Here is a 19812-nt window from a genome sequence, read left to right on the forward strand (position 1 = left end):
TCAAAGAAGGGGGTCCTGTGCGGGTGCACGCCGACCGGGTCACCGTCGAAGGGCCGCACGGCACAGTGCTGCCGGAGACCTCGCTCGCCGTCACCGAGGGCGAACTCGCCTTCGTGCACGGCGAGCCGGGTGCCGGGGTCACCGCCTTCGGCCTCGCCCTCACCGGGCGGATGCGGCCCACGACGGGGCTCGTCACCCTCGACGGCTCGGCCGACGCCGCGAAGTTGCGCGCCGCCGGCGCCGTGGTGGACGCGCCGGAGATCACCGCGCCGGAGGAGTCGCTGCCGGTGCGGATGGTCGTCGCCGAAGAGCTGGCCCTCGGCGGACTGCCCGCCGGGAAGGACGCGGTCGCGCGGTGGCTCGGCGAGCACGACCTGGCCGGCCGGGCCGGTACCCGCTTCGAGCACCTCGCCCCCGCCGAGCGCACCGGGCTGCTCACCGCGCTCGCCGCGGCGCGGCCCGGCGTGCGCCTGCTCGTGCTCGACACGCCCGACCGGCACACCAGCGACGTCGCGAGCTGGGCGGACCTCGCCCGCACCTACGCCGACCGCGGGTTCGCCGTCGTCGTGCTGACCGCCACCACCCCGCCCGGGGTGCTGCCCGCTCCCCCGGCCCGGCTCGGCCGCACCGAGCAGCCCGAACCCGAACTCGTGCAAGGAGATCCGCAGTGACCGGCCTCCGCCTCGCCGCCGGGGAACTGCGCCGCCTGACCTCCGGCAAGCTGCCCAAGCTCGCCGTGGCCGCGCTGGTGCTCGTCCCCCTGCTGTACGCGTCGTTCTACCTCTACGCCAACTTCGACCCCTACGGCCGCCTGGGCAAGCTGCCCGCGGCGATCGTCAACGAGGACGCGGGCGCCGCCGGGCGCGACATCGGCGCCGAAGTGACCTCCTCGGTCGTCGGCTCGGGCACGTTCGGCTGGCACGAGGTCACCGCCGCCGAGGCCGACTCCGGGGTGCGCGACGACCGGTACTCGTTCGCGATCACCATCCCCCGCGACTTCTCCGCCGCCCTGACCTCGAGCGGGGACTTCACCCCGCAGCGCGCCACCATCCAGCTGACCACCAACGACGCGAACAACTACCTGTCGCACACCATCGCCAACCAGGTGGCCGAGCAGATCCGCAGCACGATCGCGGAGAAGGTGGGCAGCGAGGCCGCCAACCGGTTCCTGATGGGCTTCTCCACGATCTACGGCAAGACGCAGGAGGCCGCCGACGGCGCCACCCAGCTGGCCGACGGCGCGAACCGGCTGCTGTCCGGCCAGCAGCAGCTCGCCGACGGCGCCCAGCAGCTGGCCGCCGGCAGCGCGCAGCTGTCGTCCGGGCTGGGGACCCTGAAGTCGAGCACCGCCACGCTGCCGCAGAGCACCCGGCAGCTGGCCGACGGCGCGCAGCAGGTCGCCGACGGCAACAGCCAGGTCGCCGCGGCCGGAGCCGCCGTCGCGAGCGGGTCGGCCCAGCTGGTCAGCAACCTCGACGACGTGCACAACCAGCTCACCGACCGGTTGCGGGCCGCCGGGCTGTCGGAGACCGACATCCAGCGGGTGCAGGGCGTCCTGGGTGATCTGCGGGCACCGGTCGACCAGGCCAACGCCAGGGTTCAGCAGACCTCCGCGCAGCTGAACCAGCTCGCCGACGGCGCGCGGCGGGTCGCCGCGGGCGCGAACACCCTGGCGAACTCCGCGCCGGCGCTGTCCGGGGGCATCGCGCAGGCGGCCGACGGCGCGAGCACGCTGTCCACGGGCGCGGCCCGGCTCGACGACGGCGAGAAGACCGCGCTGTCCGGTACCCAGCAGCTCGCGACCGGGGCCGGACAGCTGCGGGACGGGTTGGTCGCGGGCCTGCAGCAGATCCCCAACCCGGATGACCCGGCCCGCACCGCGACGGCCGACACCATCGCCGATCCGGTGACGGTGAACTCGGTGGGTGTCGCCTCGGCCGGCACCTACGGCGCCGGGCTCGCCCCGTTCTTCCTCGCCCTGGCCACCTGGATCGGTGCGTTCGTGCTGTTCCTGCTGGTCCGGCCGCTGTCGTCACGGGCGATCGCGGCCGGCACGGCGCCGCTGCGGGTCGCGCTCGGCGGGTGGCTGCCGTCGGCGCTGCTGGGCATCGCGCAGGTGGTCGTGCTGTTCGCGGCGGTCACCTGGTTCGTCGGCATCCACATCGCGCACCCGGTGGGCGCGCTGGCGTTCGCGATCCTGGCGTCGCTGACGTTCACCGCGATCGTGCACGCGCTCAACGCGTTCTTCGGGGCGGTCGGCAAGTTCCTCGGACTGGTGCTGCTGGTGCTGCAACTCGTCAGCGCGGGCGGCACGTTCCCGTGGCAGACCCTGCCCGACGCGCTCTACCCGCTGCACGTGGTGTTGCCGATGGGGTATGTGGTCGACGGGTTGCGGCACTTGATGTACACCGGCGCGTCGCTGCAGAACCTGCTCGACATCGGCGTCCTGGTCGCCTACCTCGCCGGGGCGCTGGCGGTGTCGGCGCTGGCCGCGCGCAAACAGCGGGTGTGGACGGTGTCGAAGTTGCAACCGGAGCTGGCGCTGTGAGCGCGCGCGGCGGGAGCACGAAGCAGAAGCTGTTCGAGGGGACCCTGCGTCTGGCCACCGCGAAGGGGCTGGCCGGGCTGACCGTCGACGAGATCGCGGCGGAGGCCGGGGTCGCCAAGGGCACGGTCTACTACAACTTCGGCAGCAAGGACGGGCTGATCGACGCGCTGCTGCGCTACGGCGTCGGCCAGCTCGCCGAGCGGCTGCGGGAGCACTCGGGCGAACCCGACCCGGTGGTCGCGCTGGAGTCGCTGGTGGACACCGGGCTCGAGTTCATCGCCGAGTACCGGGGCTTCTCGCAGATCCTGGTCAGCGAGCTGTGGCGGACGCCCGGCCAGTGGCACGAAACGCTGTCGCTGCTGCGCGAGGACATCGTCTCGATCGTGAAGGAGCAGCTGCAGCGGGTCGCCGACGCCGGGCGGCTGCCCGAGGGCGTCGACGTGCCCACCGCCGCGGCCGGGCTGTTCGGCACCCTGCTGGTGGTGGCGCTGGACTGGCAGGTGTTCCAGCCGCACCGCACCCGCGCCGAAGTGCGGGACGGCATCATGGTGCTGGTGCGCGGGATGGCTCGCCCGCGCTAGCTGCCGGTTCCCGACGTCGGCTACCGCACCAGCGGCCGCAGCTGGCCGACCTGGTGGGTGGAGGTCGCGTGCCCGGCCAGGGCGCGCCGGACCGCGTCGAGGACTCCCTCGGCGATCTCGGCTTCGGCCAGGGACCGGTGGGCGTCGTAGGCCGAGACCGTGCCGAGTTGCACCACCTGCGTCGGGTGGAGGGGCAGCAGCGGGTCGGGCGGCTCGTTGCCGCCCGGGCCGTTGCGGACCTCCACCACCGGTGCGTCGTCGGCGAGCAGGGTTTCCACCGCGCCCAGCACCGAGCGCCGGTACTGCTCGTGGACCCAGGCCACCAGCAGGTCCGCCGGCCCGTGCAGGGCCATTTCGGCCTTCGCCGCGAGTTCCCGCGGGCGGTCCCAGTGCGCCTCGACCCAGATCGCGCGCCCGCCACCCCACGATCGGCCGGTGAGACTGACGGGCCGGTGCCCGGGCGACCGCAGCGAGCGCAGCGCCGCCGCACCGGGGCGCACCTCGCAGTCGAGCGGACGGTACCTCCGGGACGGCAGCACCACGTGCCAGCCCTCCCGCGTCAAGACCTGGGCGACACCGGCCAGCATGCCCGTACCCGCCAGGATCAGCGCTTTCCTGCCAGCCATGGCCTCACGCTACCTGCTGCTCGCCGCCCCGGCAGCCCCTCGACGTGGCCTCTCCCCGGCGGCAACGCCCCGGACACCCCGGCCGCCGGGCAGGCTCGTCACACGCCGTCGACGGGTGGGCCGGGCTCGTGACGCTCGGTCAGGTTTTGCGCGGCCGTGCCCGCCGTGCCCCGGCGGACCCCGCGCTGGCGGCCGTCACGCCACAGCCGCTGCCACCAACCACCCTGGCGGAGCCCCGCCACGGCGCAGCCGTCCCACACGGCCGCCTCGCCACCACCCTGTAACCCCCGCGCCGGCGGCCGTCACGCCAACCGCGGCCACCGCTACCCCGGCGAAGCCCCGCCACCGCGCAGCCATCCCATACAGGGGTGTCGCCCCGGCAGACCCGCGCCGGCGGCGGCCCCGCCGCAGCCGGAGCCGCCGCACCCCCGGCCGAGCCCCGCGACAGCGCTGGCATCCCGCACAGCGGTGTCGCCCCCGGCGGACCCGCGCGCTCGCGGCCGTCACGCCACAACCGCGGCCGCCGCCACCCCGGCTAAGCCGCACCATGGCGCGGCCGTGCCCGCCGCACCCGGGGACCCACGACCCACGGCCGTCGCGCCACCCGCTGCCACCGCCACCCCCGGCGAAGCCCCGCCACGGCGCAGCCGTCCCAACACGGCGGCGTCGCCACCACCCGGCGGACCCCGCGCCGGCGGCCGTCACGCCACAGGGCCCCGCCACCACCGGGCGGCGTACCGGCACCGGCGCGGCCGTCACCCCCAGTCCTTGCTCGGGTCGAACGAGTGCGGCTGGGTGAGGCTGAACCAGTTCCCGGAGTCGTCGCGGAACACGGCTTCGATGCCGTACGGCCGTTCGGCCGGTTCCTGCAGGAACGTCACCCCGCGGGCCGCCAGCTCGGCGTGCGTCTGGCGGCAGTCGCGCGTCCTCCAGACGCCGCCGCCCAGCGCGCCCTTCGCGACCAGCTCCCGGATCTGCTTCTCGGTCTCCGCGTCGTGCTGCGGCGGGCCCGGCTTCATCAGGATGAAGTCCAGGTCCGGCTGCTCGGCCGGGCCCACCGTGAGCCAGCGGAAGTCCCCGATCCGCAGATCCTGCCGCACCTCGAAACCGAGCTTCTCGGTGTAGAACGCCTTCGCCGAGTCCTGGTCCAGCACGTAGACGCTGGAGTGGGACAGTCCCTTGATCATCACGAACCTCCTGTCGTCGATGACCGAACGCTACTGGCCGGGCGGCTCGGGCGGCTTCTCCGAATGTGCGCTTCCCGGCGCCGGGCGCGTCCACATCATCAGGTAGCACCCGGGCACCGGCGGCGGGCCGTCCGACCGCGCCCGCGCCCGGTACTCGCTCGGCGTCTGCCCGGTGATCTCGGCGAACCGGCGGCTGAACGTGCCCAGGCTGGTGAACCCGACGGCGAGGCAGACCTCGGTGACCGTCAGGTTCGCCGACCGCAGCAGGTCCTGCGCCCGCTCGATCCGCCGCCGCGTCAGGTAGGCCTTCGGGCTCTCCCCGTACGCGGCGGCGAACGAGCGGCTGAAGTGGTAACGCGAGCAGCAGGCGACGGCGGCGAGCGCGCCCACGTCGAGGGGTTCGGCGTAGTGGGCGTCCATCCAGTCCTTGGCGCGGCGCACCTGCGCCACCACCGCCGCCCTGTCGGTCATCGCGTCAGCGATTCGTCGGCGTCAATGCGCCGCCTCGTTCCAGGACCGGCCGAACCCGACCGACACCTCCAGCGGCACGGCCAGCTCGTAGGCGGCGCCCATCTCGCGGCGCACCAGCTCCTCGACCTGGTCGCGCTCGCCCTCGGTCACCTCCAGCACGAGCTCGTCGTGCACCTGCAGCAGCACCCGCGACGACAGCCCGGACTCCGTCAGCGCCCGGTGCACCCCGATCATCGCGACCTTGATGATGTCGGCCGCGCTGCCCTGGATCGGCGCGTTCAGCGCCATCCGCTCGGCCATCTCGCGGCGCTGCCGGTTGTCGCTGTTGAGGTCGGGCAGGTAGCGGCGGCGGCCGAAGATCGTCTCGGTGTAGCCGACCTTGCCCGCCTCGGTGACGACGCTCTGCAGGTAGTCGCGCACCCCGCCGAAACGGGCGAAGTACTCGGTCATCAGTTCGCGGGCCTCCTCGGTGGAGATCCGCAGCTGCTGCGACAGGCCGTAGGCCGACAGCCCGTACGCCAGGCCGTAGTTCATCGCCTTGATCTTCGCCCGCTGCGGGCCGGTGACCTCGGCCGGGTCGACACCGAACACGCGCGCGGCCGTCGCGGCGTGGAAGTCGAACCCGGACTGGAACGCCTCGATCAGCGCGGCGTCCTCGGACAGGTGCGCCATGATCCGCATCTCGATCTGGCTGTAGTCCGCGGTGAGCAGCTCCGCGTAGCCGTCGCCGACGACGAAGGCGTCGCGGATGCGGCGGCCTTCCTCGGTGCGGATCGGGATGTTCTGCAGGTTCGGGTCCACAGAGGACAGTCGTCCGGTGGCCGCGATGGTCTGGTGCAGGGTGGTGTGGATGCGCCCGTCGTCGGCGACCGACTTGAGCAGCCCCTCGACCGTGCTCTTCAGCCGCGTGGCGTCGCGGTGCTCCAGCAGGTGCTGCAGGAACGGGTGTTCGGTCTTCTCGAACAGCGTCTGCAGCGCCTCGGCGTCGGTGGTGTAGCCGGTCTTGGTGCGCTTGGTCTTCGGCATGCCCAGCTCGTCGAACAGCACGACCTGCAGCTGCTTGGGCGAACCGAGGTTGACCTGCTTGCCGATCACGCCGTAGGCGGCCTCGGCGGCCTGCTTCACGCGGGCGCCGTAGTGCGCCTCCAGCGCGGTCAGCTGCTCGATGTCGACCGCCACGCCCGCCGCCTCGACCTCGGCGATCACCTGCAGCAGCGGCAGCTCGATGTCACCCAGCAGCTTGGCGCCGCTGATCTTGTCCAGCTCACCGCTCAGCGCCCCGGCCAGCTCGGCGACCGCGCTGGCCCGGACCAGCTCGCCCTGCACCAGCGTCTGGTCACCGTCGTCGCCGTCGAGCAGGGACAGCTGCCCGTCGCCGGAGTCGCTGTCGTCGCGCAGCTCGCGCTGCAGGTAGCGCAGCACCAGGTCGTCCAGCTCGAACGAGCGCTGACCCGGCCGGACCAGGTACGCCGCCAGCTCGGTGTCCATCGCCAGACCGGCCAGCGTCCAGCCGCGCGCCCGCAGCGCGTGCAGCGGCACCTTCATCGCGTGCCCGGCCTTGGGGATCGCCGGATCGGCCAGCCACGCCGCCAGTGCCTGCTCGTCGGCCTCGTCCAGCGCCGTCACGTCCACGTACCCGGCCTCGCCGCCCGGCGCGGCCAGGGTGATCGACTGGACGTCGGAGCGCACCGACGAACCGGTGGTGCGGAACGACAGCCCGACCGTCTGCCCCGTCTTGGTGTGCTGCGACAGCCACGCGGCCAGCCCGCCGGCGGGCACCGCCGCGCCGGACACCTCGAACCCGGACTCGGCCTCCGGCTCGGCGCTGGACAAGGTCTGGAACAGCCGGTCGCGCAGCACCCGGAACTCCAGCTCGTCGAACAGCCGGTGCACCGCGTCCCGGTCCCACGGCCGCAGCGCGAGGTCGGCGGGCACCGCCTCCAGCGGCACGTCCCGGACCAGCTCGGTGAGCTGCCGGTTGAGCATCACCGAGTCGAGGTGGGCGCGCAGCGCGTCGCCGACCTTGCCCTTGACCTCGTCGACCCGGTCGATCAGCTGGGCCAGCGACCCGAACTGCTGGATCCACTTGGTCGCGGTCTTCTCCCCCACCCCCGGGATGCCGGGCAGGTTGTCCGACGGGTCGCCGCGCAGCGCCGCGAAGTCCGGGTACTGGGACGGGGTGAGCCCGTACTTCTCCGACACCCCGGCCGGGTCGTAGCGGACCAGGTCGGACACGCCCTTGCGCGGGTAGAGGACCGTCACCGAGTCGTCCACCAGCTGCAGCGCGTCCCGGTCACCGGTGCAGATCAGGACCTGGTAGCCCTCGGCCGTCGCCTGCGTGGTGAGTGTGGCGATGATGTCGTCGGCCTCGTAGTTCTCCTTGGTCAGGACCGGGACGCCGAGCACCCCGAGCACGTCCTTGACCAGGTCGACCTGCCCCTTGAACTCGTCCGGCGTGGACGTGCGCGTCGCCTTGTAGTCGGCGAAGGTCTCCGAGCGGAACGTCTGCCGCGACACGTCGAACGCCACCGCGAGGTGCGTGGGCTGCTCGTCGCGCAGCAGGTTGATGAGCATCGAGGTGAACCCGAACACCGCGTTGGTGACCTGGCCGGTCGAGGTCTTGAACCGGTCCGCCGGCACGGCGAAGAAGGCGCGGTAGGCCATCGAGTGGCCGTCGATCAGCAACAGCCGCGGTCGTCCTCCGGCGGGCGGCGTCGCTGTGGCGTTGGCTACTGGCTGCTTCTGACTGGGGCTCACGGGTGCGAGTCTAGGGTGGGGCACCGACAGAACCGCGCGAGCGGTCGCCCTGCCCTGCCGTTGCGTACCGAGGAGTTCCCGCCTTGACCGAGAACCTGACCGAAGCCATCCGCGAGCAGCTCGCGGGCATCGATCCGCGCGTCGCGGAGCAGCAGCTCAACGACAAGCTGGGCATCGAGTTCGTCGAGCTCACGGCGGAGCGGGTGGTCGGGACGATGCCGGTCGAGGGCAACCTGCAGCCCTACGGCCTGCTGCACGGCGGCGCCAACGCGGTGCTGGCCGAGGCGCTCGGCTCGACGGTGGCCGCCCTCAACGCAGGCCCGGACAAGGCCACGCTCGGGTTCGAGCTGTCCTGCACCCACCACCGCGCGGCACGGGAAGGCCTGGTCACGGGCGTGGCGACGCCGCTGCACGTGGGCCGCGGCACCATCACCGCCGAGATCGTGCTGACCGACGACCAGGGCCGCCGCACCTGCACCGCGCGGCTGAGCTGCCTGGTCCGCGACGCCGCGCCGGGCAGCCGCTGACCCGGCCCCCGGACACGACGAAGGGCCCCGGCGCCGCGGCGCCGGGGCCCTTCGCGCAGGTGAGTCCACCCGATCAGGCGACGCCCAGGTAGGCCTCCTTGATCGCGGAGTCGGCCAGCAGCTCCGGCCCGGTCCCGGTCTTGGTGATCCGGCCGGTCTCCAGCACGTAGGCGCGGTGGGCGCGGGAGAGCGCCTGCTGCGCGTTCTGCTCGACCAGCAGTACGGTCGTGCCCTGGTTGTTGATCTCCGTGACGATCCGGAAGATCTGCTGGATGAACTGCGGCGCGAGCCCCATCGACGGCTCGTCGAGCAGCAGCAGCCGGGGCTTGGCCATCAGCGCCCGGCCCATCGCCAGCATCTGCTGCTCACCGCCGGAGAGGGTGCCGCCGGCCTGGTTGCGCCGTTCGGCCAGGCGCGGGAACAGGTCGAACACCCGGTCCAGGTCGGGCTGCAGGTTGCGGCGGTCCTTGCGGGCGTAGGCACCCATGTCCAGGTTCTCCGCCACCGTCATGCCCGGGAACACCCCGCGCCCCTCGGGCACCTGCGAGATGCCGCGGACGACTCGCAGGTCGGCGCGCAGCTTCGTGATGTCCTCGCCGGCGAAGCTGATCCGGCCCGCGGACAGCGGGCGGATGCCGGAGATCGCGCGCATCGTGGTGCTCTTGCCCGCGCCGTTGGCGCCGATCAGGGCGACGATCTCGCCCTCGTCGACGGTCAGCGACAGCTCCGAGACCGCCTGGATCCGTCCGTAGTGGACGGACACACCGTCCAGCTCAAGCAGCGTCATCGTCGGGCACTCCCAGGTAGGCGGCGATCACAGCGGGGTTCTCCCTGATCTCGGCCGGCAGTCCGTCGGCGATCTTCTTGCCGAACTCCAGGACGACGATCCGGTCGGTCACGCCCATGACGAGCTTCATGTCGTGCTCGATCAGCAGCACGGTGAAGCCGTCGTCGCGGATCTTGCGGATCAGCCCCATGAGCTCTTCCTTCTCCGCCGGGTTGAACCCGGCGGCCGGCTCGTCGAGGCACAGCAGCTTCGGCTCGGTGGCCATCGCCCGCGCGATCTCCAGGCGGCGCTGGTAGCCGTAGGGCAGGTTCTTCGCCTTGTCCGCGGCCCGGTCGGCGATGCCGACGAACTCCAGCAGCGCCATCGCCCGCTCGACCGCGGTCTTCTCCTCGCGGTGGTGCCGCGGCAGGCGCAGCAGCGCACCGACGACGCTCGTGCGGTGGCGGGCATCGGTGCCCACCACCACGTTCTCCAGCGCGGTCATCTCGCCGAAGAGGCGGATGTTCTGGAAGGTGCGGGCGATGCCGCGGCGGGTGATCTCGTGCCGGGAGGCCTTGCCCAGCGGCTTGTCCTCCAGCAGCACCTGCCCCGACGTGGGCCGGTAGACGCCGGTCATCGCGTTGAAGCAGGTGGTCTTGCCGGCGCCGTTGGGCCCGATCAGGCCCAGGATCTCGCCGCGGCGGATGCCGAACGACACCGAGTCCAGCGCGGTCAGGCCGCCGAACTTGAGCGTGACGTCGCGCAGCTCCAGCAGGGTCTGGCCGACCTCGACCTGAATGTCCCGGTCGACGGCGACGGCCTCGGCGACCTCGGCCTCATGCTCGGCGAGCTCTGCGGCGTTCATCCGCGCGACCTCGGCGACCAGGCCGCCCTCGAACGGGGTGTCCTCGTGCGGATGGCTCATCGGGGACCTCCCTGCATGTCGGCGGACAGCGCACTGTCCCCGCTGATCTGCTCGCCGCGGCCCAGCAGGCGCTGGTAGGCCTGGCGGCCGCGGGCCAGCAGCCGCTGGCGGGCGCCGAGCAGGCCCTGCGGGCGGAAGATCATCAGGATGATCAGCGCGATGCCGAAGATCAGGTAGTTGTAGTCGGCCAGCTGCACGAACCGCAGCGGCAGGTAGGCCACCACGATCGCGCCGAGGAGGACGCCCACCTTGTTGCCCGCGCCGCCGAGCACCACCGCGGCCAGGAACAGCATCGAGGTGATGACGTCGAAGGACTGGTTGTTGACGAACCCGAGCTTGCCCGCGTAGAGGGCGCCGGACAGGCCGCCGATGGCGGCGCCGATGACGAACGCCCAGATCTTGAACCGGAACACGGCGACGCCCATGATCTCGGCGACGTCCTCGTCCTCCCGGATGGACACCCAGGCGCGGCCCACGCGGCTGCGTTCCAGGTTCCCCACCAGGAGCAGGATCGCGATGATGATCGTGATCGTCAGCCAGTACCACTGGGTGGCGTTGGCGAAGAACGGCTTGCCCGCGGAGTCGGTGCCGACGCCCTGGAAGCCGGACTGGCCGCGCAGCGGTCCGACGTTGTCCGCGACCAGCCGGATGATCTCGCCGAACCCGAGCGTCACGATCGCCAGGTAGTCGCCGCGCAGCCGCAGGGTCGGCGTGCCCAGCACGATCCCGAAGATCATCGTGATGACCATCGCCAGCGGCAGCGTCCACAGGTAGGGCAGGTGGTGCAGGCTGGAGTTCGGGCTGGTGAACAGTGCCGCGACGTAGGCGCCGACGGCGAAGAAGCCGACGTAGCCCAGGTCGAGCAGACCCGCCTGGCCGACCACGACGTTGAGGCCGATGGCGACCAGCGCGTAGCGGGCGACGTCGAACATCGCGTTCGGGAAGTCGGTGCCGGTGGTCGCGATCAGCGGCGGGTTGAGCACCGGCAGGAAGTAGATCAGCACCACGACCGGGATGAGGATCGCCCACTGGGCCGGCCGGGAGAGGTTGTTCCACTGCTCGCGGATCGAGCGCCGCTTGGGCGGCGCGCTCACGGTCTGGGTCGTCATACGCGTGCCTTCCCGAGGGATTCGCCGAGGATGCCGGTCGGCCGGAACATCAGCACGACGATCAGCACGACGAACGCCACGATGTCCTTCCACTCGCCACCGAACAGCGACTGCCCGTAGTTCTCCACCAGGCCGAGGATGAACCCGCCGAGCAGCGCGCCGCGCAGGTTGCCGATCCCGCCGAGCACGGCGGCGGTGAAGGCCTTGATGCCCAGCAGGAACCCGCCGTTGTAGATGGCGCCCTGCGGGATGCGCATCATGTAGAACAGCGCGGCGGCACCGGCCAGCAGGCCACCGACGAGGAACGTGATCACGATGACCCGTTCCTTGTTGACGCCCATCAGCGTGGCGGTGTCCGGATCCTGCGCCACGGCGCGGATGCCGCGGCCCAGCCGGGTGCGGTTGACGAAGTAGTCGGCCACGAACCACAGCAGGACGGCGGCCACGAACAGGATGACGTGGATGTTGGTGACCGCGGCGCCGAAGAGCCGGAACAGGGTCTCCGGCTGCAGCAGCCGGATCTGCGGCTGCTGGTTGAGGCCGAACACCAGGCGCAGGCCCTGCTGGATGGCGAACGACGCGCCGATCGCGGTGATCAGGAAGACCAGGCGCGGCGCGTTCCGCTTCCTCAGCGGCCGGTAGGCCACGCGTTCCAGCAGCACCGCGGTGCCGCCGGAGGCCGCCATCGCCGCGAGGCAGGCGATCGCGAGGAAGAGGATGATCTCGAACACCGACAGGACCGGTGTGGCGCCGGGTCGGAAACCGAGCCCGTAGAAGGTCAGCCAGGTGGCGAAGGCGCCGACGACGAAGACCTCGGAGTGCGCGAAGTTGATGAGCTTGAGCACGCCGTAGACCAACGTGTAGCCCAGGGCCACGAGGGCGTAGATGCCGCCGAGCGCGAGGCCGTCGACGGTGTTGTTCCAGAACTGTTGCGCCAGACCGTGGACGTCGAAGGAGATCCAGCTGCCGGTCTGCGCGAGGAATGGTGTCATCGCGGGGTACAAGGACTCACTCTATTCCCGGGTACGGATCGGGCATGCACGCGGCGGTCGGCCGCGTGCATGCCCGAGTGGTCTTCAGCGTCAGCTGATCTGGCCGTTGTTGACGATCTTGCCGTTTTCCACGCGGTAGCTCCAGACCGGGGTGTCGGAGAGCTCGCCCTTGTCGTTCCACTTGAACTTCTTGGTCAGGCCCTGACCGTCGTAGTTCTTGACGAAGTTGAGCAGGCCCGCGCGGTCCTTGACGCCGCTGTCGATGCCCTTGAGCAGGATGGTGGTGACGTCGTAGCCCTCGGGCGAGTACGTGCCCGGGTCGGTGCCCTCGACCTGCTTGAAGGCCGCCGTGAAGTCCTTGAAGTTGTCCTCCGGGACGCACGGGCAGGTGAAGTAGGCGTTGGTGGCACCGGCGCCGGCACCCTTGAGGAACTCGTTGTCCTTGACGCCGTCGGGGCCGACGAACTTGGCGGTGACGCCCTTGTCGTTGAGCTGCTGGGCGAACGGCCCGGCCTCCGGGTAGTAGCCGGCGTAGAAGACGGCGTCCGGGTTCTCGGTCGAGATCTTGTTGACCACGGCGGAGAAGTCGGTCTGGCCGGTCTTCACCTTGTCCGTGCAGGAGGCCTTGGACCCGAGCGCCTGGATGACCTGGCTGGCCAGGCCGGTGCCGTACTCGGAGTCGTCCTCGACGACGCAGACCTTGTTGGCCTTGAGCGTGTCGGTGAGGAACTTGGCCGCCGCCGGGCCCTGGACCGAGTCGTTGCCCATGCCGCGGAAGAAGGTCTTCCAGCCGTTCTGGGCCAGGCCGGGGTTGGTCGCCGAGGGGGTGATCGTCACCAGGCCGGCCTGGTTGAACAGGTTGCCCGCGGCCTTGGACTCACCGGAGAACGGCAGCCCGACCACGCCGAGGATGTCCGGCTCGTTGATGATCTGGGTGACCACACCGGGCGCCTTGTCCGGCTTGCCCTCCGTCTCGAACTGCTTCAGCGTGACCTGGCAGTTCGGGTTGGACTCGTTGTGCTGCTTCACGGCCAGGTCGGCGCCGCGCAGGATGTTCTGGCCGAGCGCCGCGCTGGTGCCGTTGATGGTGCCCGCGTAAGCGATCGAGACTCCCGAGCACACCGCCTTGCCGTCGCCACGCGGGTTCGCCGCATTGGCGGCCTGCGAAGGCGCCGCCGCCGAGCCGGTGGTGTTGCCCGACGAGCTCCCCTGGTCACGCGCCGCGCACGCACCCAGCGCCAGCGTTGCTGCCGCCGCCAGCACGAGAACTCGCGTGAGTCGTGCTCCTGACACTCGTTCCTCCAATATCCAGCCGGCCGCCGGAGCGGCCGTCCCTCGACAGGGACCTAACGGGCGCTGAACGTAACCGTCCGAGGTGGCGGTGCACAGCGGTACGCGCTGTCTTGTTTCCACATCGTGACGGGGGTCACTATAGTTCATGCATGATTTACACCCGGTTGCTGCATTGCAACAACCGGGTGCTCACCATCAGTGACCTCACGCTCAGATGAGCGGCGGCGGCGGCCGCTCAATGGAATGGCGTGGAGGTATTTGATCACCGGCGCGAACGCGCAGGGTTACTGCTTCTGCCCGATGCTCTCCACGACCGCCTGCGCGACGGCCTTCATCGTGGTGCGCCGGTCCATGGCGGTGCGCTGGATCCACCGGAACGCGTCCGGCTCGGTCAGCCCCTGGTGGGTCATGAGCAGGCCCTTGGCCCGGTCGATGACCTTGCGGGTCTCGAGCCGGTCGGAGAGGCTGGCGACCTCGGCCTCCAGAGCCTGCATCTCCGAGAACCGGCTGACGGCCAGCTCGATCGCGGGAACCAGGTCCCGCTTGTTGAACGGCTTGACCAGGTACGCCATCGTGCCCGCGTCGCGGGCCCTCTCGACCAGCTCGCGCTGGCTGAACGCGGTCAGGATGACCACGGGGGCGATGCGGTCGGTGGTGATCTGCGACGCCGCCTCGATGCCGTCCAGCTTGGGCATCTTGACGTCCAGGATCACCAGGTCCGGCTTGAGCTCGGCGGCCAGCTTGATGGCCTCTTCGCCGTCGCCCGCCTCGCCGACCACCTGGTATCCCTCTTCGCGCAACATCTCGACGAGGTCAAGCCGGATCAGTGCTTCGTCTTCGGCGACGAGCACCCGACGCTGCGGAGCGGTGGCGACACCGCCGGCCTCGGTAGCCTCTTCGGTCACCGGGGTCCTCCTGCGTGCTCGACGGAATGGGAATGCGGGTCAACCCGCAGCACGAGCCTACCCGGAACGATCCAGTTGGTGGATGGCGTACACCACCTGGCGGGCATGGTGTTCACCACGTCGGGGCGCTGGCGTGTCCGGTTGTGCGGCACCGGTCCGGCGTGTCCGAGGTGCGCGGCCGACCGGACGGTGTCGCTGTGCGCGTGCCCGTGGCGGACGGCTCGCCCACCACACCACCCGGTGTGGTCGGTGGTTCCAGGGTTACCTCCGCACCGGCCAGCAGGTCGTCGAGTTGCTCCATGGTGCGCGGCCCGAGGTTCGCCGCGGTGACGGCCGGGTGGGCGATCGCGAACGCCATCGCGAGGTGGGTCATCCGCAGGCCGGCCTTCCCGGCGAGCGGGACGAGTTGTTGTTTGCGCTCGTCGCTGACGTGCTGTGGGGTGTAGCCGGCCCGGTGGGTGCCGGTCCGCCGGCCCATGCGGTAGCGGCCGGTGAGGAGGCCCTGGCCGAGCGGGCCCCGGACCAATCGCCGCCCGCGGAGCGGAGCTGCGCGTGCGGGGCCACCACCCCGGCGGCCCCCGAACCCGAGGTCCGCGACCTGGTCGAGGACCTGACCACGATCATGATCGGTCACGAGCCGGTCAACGCCGGGGACCTGCGCGGCCTGTCCCCCGGATACAAGCCCTACCGGGAGCTGGCGAAGACCAAGCTGGCCGAACTCGGGATCAAGCCGCCCTCCACCGGCAACCTCTCCCGTCGATCCGGTCACTGTCCATCAACTCCACGCGGCGCGGGTCGCCCAGCTCGAACCGGGCGGCCCGACCGCCCGAGTTACGGCTGCCGCGGCGTCGCCGACCCCCGATTTCCCGGGGGTCGGCCACCGGTTCCCGTCACTCACCCGCACCGTAAGTGCGTAACTTTGCGCTGATCAGACCCGGGTTACGGGCCCGATCCAGGGGCGAGTTGGGTCCGTAACTCGCTTCCCGGGCCGTAACTCGTCTGGCTCACCCAGCGGGCACGCATCCGCCGCGCCCACGAGCACCTCAGCGTGCTGATGCTGCCGGGCTCGCGCGGCGGCGCGCCCCGTTCACCGTCACCGGCGCGCGCTGGCCACAAGCCGATCCAGGCCGACCAGGTCATGGGCAGCGGCTGCGCCAACAGGGACAAGCCCAGAGCCAGCCAGAACGCGAGCCGGACCTGCCCCGGTGTCAACCGCTCCGGCTGGGCGGCTTCTGCGGAAGCGGATCCAGGACACGACGGTGCCGGCCGACACCGCCAACGCGGCCCCCGGGCCCGTCCACGCCCTACCCATCAGCACACCGGCCACCACGAAGCCGACGACGGCAACGGTGCCGGCCACCGCCATCACCAACGCCGGGCGCCGTTGCTCCGGCGTCAGCCGCTCGGGCTCCCCACCCACGACGTCGCACCCCCTTCTGGAGAGTGATCGATGGACACCACGAATCCGCTACTGGACTGGGCGCTCTACCTCGCCGCGATGGACTGGCCGGTGTTCCCGTTGCGGCCGGGCACCAAGCGGCAGCCCGCGATCAAGAACTGGGAGAACCGCGCCACCACCGACCCGGCGCGACTCCGCCGGGCCTGGGCGGCCGACGCCTGGAACATCGCCGTCGCCACCGGACCCGCCCGCCTGGTGGTGATCGACCTGGACATGCCCAAAGGCGACGAGGCCGGCCCGGACGGCGCCACCGCTCTGGCCGCGCTCGCCGAGCAGCGCTGCGCGCCGCTGCCGAACACCTTCACCGTCGCCACACCCTCCGGCGGGCGCCACCTGTACTTCCAAGCCCCGCCCGGAGTACGGCTGCGCAACTCGCCAGGCCAGATCTGCCCGCGCGTGGACACCCGATCGGGAGGCGGGTACGTGGTGGGCCCCGGCTCGGTCACCGAGCAGGGCGGCTACGAACTGCTCGACGAACGCGACCCGGTCGAGCTAGCCGCCTGGCTCGTGCAGCTGTGCACCGAAAAGGCGACTCCTGCCGCCACCTCCAAACCCGTCGCGCTGCGCTCGGCCAACCCGACCGCCTACGGCGCCGCCGCGCTGCGCGGCGAGTGCGACCGCGTGCGCGCCGCCGACCCCGGCCGCCACAACGAAACGCTCGCCTCCGCGGCCTACACCATCGGCCGCAAGGTCGGTGCCGGACTGATCGACCACGCCACCGCCCGCGCCGAACTGATCGCCGCCGGCCAAACCCTCATCGGCTCCCAGCACTGGCCACCCAATGAGGCCGACGTCGCCCGCGTCGTCGATGCCGGGCTGACGGCCGGCGCCGCCAATCCCGTCCACAGAAGGGACGCCGCCCTGATGACCCGGTTCTACGTCGGTGCGCTTCATCCGCATTCTGGAGCGTCGACTTCCGCTGTTCGTGTCCGTGCGGCGCCTGATACGCCGTGCGCCGGTGCCGCGAAACTGGCGGCTGGCCGACTACTTTCTCCGGACTAGCGGGCGATCTGACGTGAGTCGGTTGTGGACTGGGTCAGCAGCAATGTTCGCCTTTCCAGGCTTCGCGTCCTTCCTTGACTGCGACGGCGGCGATCACGAGGGCGACGATGGGGTCTGCCCAGGACCAGCCGAAGAGGCTGTTGAGCAGCAAGCCGGCGAGCAGGACTCCGGACAGGTAAGTGCAGAGCAAGGTCTGTTTGGAGTCGGCGACGGCGGTCGCGGAACCGAGTTCACGCCCGGCGCGGCGTTGGGCGTAGGACAGACCGGGCATGACCAGCAGCGACGCGGCAGCGAGCACGATCCCGACCGTGGAGTGTTCGGCCGGCTCCGCGCCGAACAGGGAGCGGACCGACTCGACGGTGACGTAGGCGGCGAGTGCGAAGAACGAGACGGCGATGACTTTCAGCGCGCCGCGTTCGCGGGCCTCAGGATCAGCGCCGGAGAACTGCCACGCAACCGCGGCGGCCGAGGCGACCTCGACCACGGAGTCGAGCCCGAAGCCGATCAGCGCGGTCGACGAGGCGTTCGACCCGGCGATGATCGCGATGATCGCCTCGATGACGTTGTAGGTGATCGTCGCGCCGACGAGCCAGCGCACTCGCCGCGTCAGCACCGCCCGGCGGGTGCCATCCAGCGTTGCGGCAGGCGGCGTGGGCACGCAGCAGCCACCGGCGCAGGCATCCGTCTGCGACAAGTTGGACGCGGTCAGTGGCATAGGCGCGCCGTCGGCGGGCTTGTCGGTCATCGGATGGCCGCGGCGGTGTTCGCGGTGAGCTGCTCGGCGTCGCCGAGGCAAGGCTGGCCGGTGTCGACGGCAAGCACGACCTGGGCCAGCTCGTTGAGGGCCTCGGCCAGGTGCGGGTCGGCGAGGGCGTAGCGGACCTGACGGCCTTCGTAAGTGGCGATGACCAGGCCACAGCCCCGCAGGCAGGCCAGGTGGTTGGACACGTTCGACCGGGACAAGCCGAGTTCGGTAGCCATCGCGCCGGGGTAGCTGGTGCCGTCCAGCAGAGCGACCAGGATCCGGCAGCGTGTCGGATCCGCCAGGGCGCGACCCAGCCGCGCCAGTGCGTCACCCCGCGTCTCGCATTTCAGCACGCGCATGACTGTACATCATCGAATGAACTGTTTGAGTTGCGATGTTCCACCCGCGGACGGGAGTCCTGATCATGAGCAGCACCCCGGACAACGCCCCGACACCGCCAGCGACGGCGCCCCGGTAGCCCTGGAGGCCGTCGCCTGGGGTCGGCAGCGCACACACGGAGCGACCAGGCCCTCGGCGTCCACCCCGACCTGCGGGAACGTGGGGGCGAATAGGGGGAAGGGTCCGGGTCGAGCCGGGTCGGACCGGAGTCAGCCGGAGAAGACGCGATCGGCCCCTCACCCGGTTTGTGCAGGTGAGGGGCCGATCAGCGCAGGTCTGAGGTGGTGCCCCCGGTGAGATTCGAACTCACACTGGACGGGTTTTGAATCCGTTGCCTCTGCCAGTTGGGCTACGGGGGCGGCGCAGCCCGACTTTACGCGCCCCGGCCTGGCGCGCGGGAGCGGGGGTAGCCCTGCGTGACGACCGCTCACGCGACCGCCCGGCGGTGAGGCCTGGTCCCCGGCCGCACCCGGACGGACAATGACGCCGATCCGGCCATCCCGGGAGGAGTCATGAACCGAAGACCCGACGATCACCTCGACGAGGTGCGTGAGCAGGCGCGTGAGGCGCACGAGTCCATCGAGGACCGTTACCAGGAAGCGATTTCCTCGCTGGAGGAGATCATGCGCGGCAAGCCCACGGACACGCAGCGGGACGAAGACGAGTAGCCGGCCACCGCGCCCTCCGGGCCGGCTCGCGGCACGCTCGCGAGCACGGGGGCGAACAACCCGATGACCACCTACGACCGGCCGGCGACGGACCACACGCCGCCGACGGAGGTGCCCACCGCGCTGCTGGCCGCGCGCGCCGGCGAGTTCGACCGCGACATCCGGGCGCGGGAGACTCGTGCCCGGCGCTCCTCGAGGCCACGCCCGGCCGGGCGGCCCGGACGCGATCGCGTCCTGGCGGGACAAGGTGCGCGCGGCGTGGGAGATCCCGCGCGGGGCGGCACGGCGTGACCCTCGCGGGCGGTTGAGCGGGTGGGGCCCCGTGCGGACGGCCGGCCGCCCGCACGGGACGCCGCCCTCGCACGGCTTCCCGGGATCTACGCGCGGGCGTCGCGGTTACGCGACTCCGGCGCCGGACGACCGCTGATCGCCGAGCGGTTGCGGGTGGAACCGCAGGCGCTGGACGCGTTGTCCGCCATCGCGGAGGCGAAACTCGCCGCCCTGCCGGGCGAGGACGGCTGAGTCCGGTGCGGACCTCGCTACCCCGGTGCCGGCCGCAGGGCGAGCAGTTGCTTCGCGTGCCCGGGCAGGCTCCGCTTCGGCCAGGCCGGTGATCAGGTCGCGCAGCGGCAACGGCTGATCGACCAGCACCGCGCCGCCGGACAGCGACCGCGTGGGCACCACCGTGTCCACTTCGGACTCGCTCGGCGCCGGCACCAGTGCGCCCAGTGCCGCACCCTGCCCGCGGATCCGCTCCCGGAGCCCGGCGGCGTGGTGATCCGGGACAGCGACCAGTCGTCCTGCGCGATGCGGTTGTCGTAGGTGGTGTTCTCCCCCGCCGCGACGGCCGCG

General features: G+C 71.4%; 21 protein-coding genes and 1 tRNA gene. 8 read left to right on the top strand and 14 right to left on the bottom strand.

All coding sequences use genetic code 11. The features are described 5' to 3' along the window. Positions 1-17: 17 nt before the first annotated feature. The 3 genes from FB470_RS29180 to FB470_RS29190 are packed head-to-tail and all read left to right on the top strand — an operon-like array spanning position 18 to position 3129. Positions 18-671 carry an ATP-binding cassette domain-containing protein gene (locus tag FB470_RS29180; protein WP_306996610.1) on the top strand — a complete coding sequence of 218 codons (654 nt, stop codon included), beginning with the start codon at positions 18-20 and terminating at the stop codon, positions 669-671. Further along, positions 668-2548 (top strand): YhgE/Pip family protein, encoded by a 1881-nt coding sequence (locus FB470_RS29185; RefSeq protein WP_306996611.1) that lies wholly within the window; start codon positions 668-670, stop codon positions 2546-2548. The genes FB470_RS29180 and FB470_RS29185 overlap by 4 nt, the downstream gene beginning before the upstream one ends. Continuing rightward, positions 2545-3129, top strand: coding sequence for a TetR/AcrR family transcriptional regulator (locus FB470_RS29190; RefSeq protein ID WP_306996612.1), 585 nt, complete (start codon positions 2545-2547; stop codon positions 3127-3129). Before FB470_RS29185 ends, FB470_RS29190 begins: the two co-directional genes overlap by 4 nt. Positions 3130-3149: 20 nt before the next feature. On the opposite strand, the gene FB470_RS29195 is transcribed toward FB470_RS29190, so the two are convergent. From FB470_RS29195 to polA, 4 genes are all read right to left on the bottom strand, one after another. Further along, positions 3150-3755: a Rossmann-fold NAD(P)-binding domain-containing protein gene (locus FB470_RS29195; protein ID WP_306996613.1), complete on the bottom strand. Its 606-nt coding sequence runs from the start codon at positions 3753-3755 to the stop codon at positions 3150-3152. 755 nt (positions 3756-4510) lie between these two features. After that, positions 4511-4942 (bottom strand): VOC family protein, encoded by a 432-nt coding sequence (locus FB470_RS29200; RefSeq protein WP_306996614.1) that lies wholly within the window; start codon positions 4940-4942, stop codon positions 4511-4513. A gap of 30 nt (positions 4943-4972) precedes the next feature. After that, the gene (locus tag FB470_RS29205; RefSeq protein WP_306996615.1) at positions 4973-5413 is read right to left on the bottom strand and encodes a helix-turn-helix domain-containing protein; all 441 of its coding nucleotides are present in this window, start codon (positions 5411-5413) and stop codon (positions 4973-4975) included. Between the two features lie 21 nt (positions 5414-5434). Beyond that, positions 5435-8170, bottom strand: a complete 2736-nt coding sequence (gene polA / locus FB470_RS29210; RefSeq protein ID WP_306996616.1) for a DNA polymerase I — start codon at positions 8168-8170, stop codon at positions 5435-5437. An 83-nt stretch (positions 8171-8253) separates the two neighbouring features. On the opposite strand from polA, the gene FB470_RS29215 reads away from it, so the two are divergent. Continuing rightward, complete coding sequence (locus FB470_RS29215; protein WP_306996617.1) at positions 8254-8697, top strand: hotdog fold thioesterase; 444 nt, start codon at positions 8254-8256, stop codon at positions 8695-8697. Positions 8698-8770: 73 nt separating this feature from the next. Here FB470_RS29215 and FB470_RS29220 read toward each other — a convergent pair whose 3' ends face one another. The 7 genes from FB470_RS29220 to FB470_RS29250 form a co-directional block, all read right to left on the bottom strand. Next, complete coding sequence (locus FB470_RS29220) at positions 8771-9484, bottom strand: ABC transporter ATP-binding protein (protein ID WP_306996618.1); 714 nt, start codon at positions 9482-9484, stop codon at positions 8771-8773. Beyond that, positions 9471-10388 (bottom strand): ABC transporter ATP-binding protein, encoded by a 918-nt coding sequence (locus tag FB470_RS29225; RefSeq protein ID WP_306996619.1) that lies wholly within the window; start codon positions 10386-10388, stop codon positions 9471-9473. The genes FB470_RS29220 and FB470_RS29225 overlap by 14 nt, the downstream gene beginning before the upstream one ends. Further along, positions 10385-11497 (bottom strand): branched-chain amino acid ABC transporter permease, encoded by a 1113-nt coding sequence (locus FB470_RS29230; protein ID WP_306996620.1) that lies wholly within the window; start codon positions 11495-11497, stop codon positions 10385-10387. Before FB470_RS29230 ends, FB470_RS29225 begins: the two co-directional genes overlap by 4 nt. Next, complete coding sequence (locus tag FB470_RS29235; protein ID WP_306996621.1) at positions 11494-12489, bottom strand: branched-chain amino acid ABC transporter permease; 996 nt, start codon at positions 12487-12489, stop codon at positions 11494-11496. Before FB470_RS29235 ends, FB470_RS29230 begins: the two co-directional genes overlap by 4 nt. Before the next feature lie 90 nt (positions 12490-12579). After that, a complete protein-coding gene (locus FB470_RS29240) occupies positions 12580-13752 on the bottom strand; it encodes a branched-chain amino acid ABC transporter substrate-binding protein (protein WP_306999539.1) in 1173 nt (390 codons plus the stop codon). A 314-nt stretch (positions 13753-14066) separates the two neighbouring features. Beyond that, the gene (locus FB470_RS29245) at positions 14067-14687 is read right to left on the bottom strand and encodes an ANTAR domain-containing response regulator (protein WP_306996622.1); all 621 of its coding nucleotides are present in this window, start codon (positions 14685-14687) and stop codon (positions 14067-14069) included. Between the two features lie 112 nt (positions 14688-14799). Then, positions 14800-15321 carry an aldo/keto reductase gene (locus tag FB470_RS29250; protein WP_306996623.1) on the bottom strand — a complete coding sequence of 174 codons (522 nt, stop codon included), beginning with the start codon at positions 15319-15321 and terminating at the stop codon, positions 14800-14802. A gap of 816 nt (positions 15322-16137) precedes the next feature. Here FB470_RS29250 and FB470_RS29255 point away from each other — a divergent pair. Further along, positions 16138-17148, top strand: a complete 1011-nt coding sequence (locus tag FB470_RS29255) for a bifunctional DNA primase/polymerase (protein WP_306996624.1) — start codon at positions 16138-16140, stop codon at positions 17146-17148. A gap of 34 nt (positions 17149-17182) precedes the next feature. On the opposite strand, the gene FB470_RS29260 is transcribed toward FB470_RS29255, so the two are convergent. The 3 genes from FB470_RS29260 to FB470_RS29270 form a co-directional block, all read right to left on the bottom strand. Further along, the gene (locus tag FB470_RS29260; protein WP_306996625.1) at positions 17183-17893 is read right to left on the bottom strand and encodes a cation transporter; all 711 of its coding nucleotides are present in this window, start codon (positions 17891-17893) and stop codon (positions 17183-17185) included. Beyond that, positions 17890-18246 (bottom strand): Cd(II)/Pb(II)-sensing metalloregulatory transcriptional regulator CmtR, encoded by a 357-nt coding sequence (gene cmtR, locus FB470_RS29265; RefSeq protein WP_306999541.1) that lies wholly within the window; start codon positions 18244-18246, stop codon positions 17890-17892. The genes FB470_RS29260 and cmtR overlap by 4 nt, the downstream gene beginning before the upstream one ends. 328 nt (positions 18247-18574) lie before the next feature. Beyond that, positions 18575-18651: transfer RNA gene (locus FB470_RS29270), tRNA-Leu, on the bottom strand. Between the two features lie 153 nt (positions 18652-18804). On the opposite strand from FB470_RS29270, the gene FB470_RS29275 reads away from it, so the two are divergent. From FB470_RS29275 to FB470_RS29285, 3 genes are all read left to right on the top strand, one after another. Further along, on the top strand, positions 18805-18960 hold the full coding sequence (locus FB470_RS29275; RefSeq protein WP_306996626.1) for a hypothetical protein: 156 nt from the start codon (positions 18805-18807) through the stop codon (positions 18958-18960). 63 nt (positions 18961-19023) lie between these two features. Beyond that, positions 19024-19251, top strand: a complete 228-nt coding sequence (locus FB470_RS29280; protein WP_306996627.1) for a hypothetical protein — start codon at positions 19024-19026, stop codon at positions 19249-19251. A 21-nt stretch (positions 19252-19272) separates the two neighbouring features. Continuing rightward, on the top strand, positions 19273-19482 hold the full coding sequence (locus tag FB470_RS29285) for a hypothetical protein (protein WP_306996628.1): 210 nt from the start codon (positions 19273-19275) through the stop codon (positions 19480-19482). The last annotated feature ends 330 nt before the right edge of the window (positions 19483-19812 follow it).

The organism is Amycolatopsis thermophila (genome assembly GCF_030814215.1).
GTDB classification, from domain to species: Bacteria; Actinomycetota; Actinomycetes; order Mycobacteriales; family Pseudonocardiaceae; genus Amycolatopsis_E; species Amycolatopsis_E thermophila.